Origin of the sequence: Teichococcus wenyumeiae, from assembly GCF_003696345.1 — a bacterium.
Lineage (GTDB): Bacteria > Pseudomonadota > Alphaproteobacteria > Acetobacterales > Acetobacteraceae > Pseudoroseomonas > Pseudoroseomonas wenyumeiae.
The window spans coordinates 1-1,240 of record NZ_RFLX01000146.1 but is presented as its reverse complement, the minus strand read 5'-3'; the positions used below and the strand labels follow the sequence as shown (position 1 = coordinate 1,240).

Below are 1,240 nucleotides of genomic sequence, written 5' to 3'. Positions count from 1 at the left end.
TGGACTTGCCCTGGGAAAGTGGAGAGCGGTTGTTGAACTATGCGACGGCCTCGAAGGCACAAGGGCTCTGATAGCCAAGTGCTGAGTGCCGTCGCCGCGGATTGTAGAAGCTGTCGATATAGCGGCCAAGGGCGAGTTCGGCCTGCTGACGTGTGAGGAAGGTGGTTCGCCAGACCATCTCCGCCTTCAGGGTCTTGAAGACGGTCTCGACCATGGAGTTGTCGAAGCAGTTCCCCCTGCCACTCATCGAGATGGCGATGTCCGCATCGCGAAGCATCTTCTGGTACGCGCCCGAGCAGTATTGGCTACCTCGATCGGAATGCTGCACCAAGCCTGGTGGCGGTCTGCGCAACACCAGGGCTCTTTGCAGCGCGGCCATGGGAAGTTCCTTCTTCAAGCGATCACCCACGGCCCAGCCGACGATCCGGCGCGAGTACAGGTCAACCACAATAGCCAGGTAGAGCCAGCCCTCTGCTGTCCAGATATACGAGATGTCGCTGCCCCACTTCTGGTTTGGCCCGGTGGTTGTGAAGTCCTGCTCCAGCAGGTTTGCGGCGACCGGATTGGTGTGCTGGCTGTCGGTGGTGCGCTTGAACCGCCGCTTCTGCAACGCTTTCAGCCCATTGTCGCGCATCAAGCGGGCCACCCGGTGGCGCCCGATCGAGAGACCCTGGGCCTTCAGCTCGGCATGCATACGCGGACTGCCATAGGTCTCGTTGGAACAGGTGAAGTGACCGCGAATATGAGCCAGGAGGATCAGGTCCTCCCGCTGCCGCCGGCTGGCTATTCTCCCCTTCCAGGCATAGTACCCGCTCGCACTCACGCCCAGAATACTGCACAGACGTGGCACCGGTGCTGTCGCCTTCTCCGCATCGATGAGCCGGAACTTCATCGACTTGTCTCCTTGGCGAAGAAGGCGGTTGCTTTTTTTAGCAAGTCCCGTTCTTGCCGCAGGATCTCGTTCTCCCGCCGGAGCCGCGCCAACTCCTTCTCCGCATCCAGGTGAGGGCCGGCCAGCAGCTCCGTCTCCTGCAGGCGACGCCTCCAATGGGTCAGCGTCGACTTGCCTACCCCGAGGTCGGCCGCCACTTCGCCCACCGGCCGCCCGCTCGTCGACAACAGTCGGACCGCCTCACGCTTGAACTCCTCCGTCCAGCCACGCTGGCGTGGATCTCCCATCGCACCCTCCAGGTTCTCATGACCTTACCTCAGCGCTCTCCACTTCTCCCGGGGAAGTCCA

1 protein-coding gene is annotated in these 1,240 nt (G+C 61.9%); it reads right to left on the bottom strand.

Annotated features, from left to right (window positions below):
- Nucleotides 1–37 precede the first annotated feature (37 nt).
- Nucleotides 38–1,179 (bottom strand): IS3 family transposase gene (locus EBE87_RS28260; protein ID WP_120641213.1). Its coding sequence is split into 2 segments (ribosomal slippage): nucleotides 38–909 and nucleotides 909–1,179, totalling 1,143 coding nucleotides; the frame shifts between segments, so codons are not numbered across the junction.
- Nucleotides 1,180–1,240 lie beyond the last annotated feature (61 nt).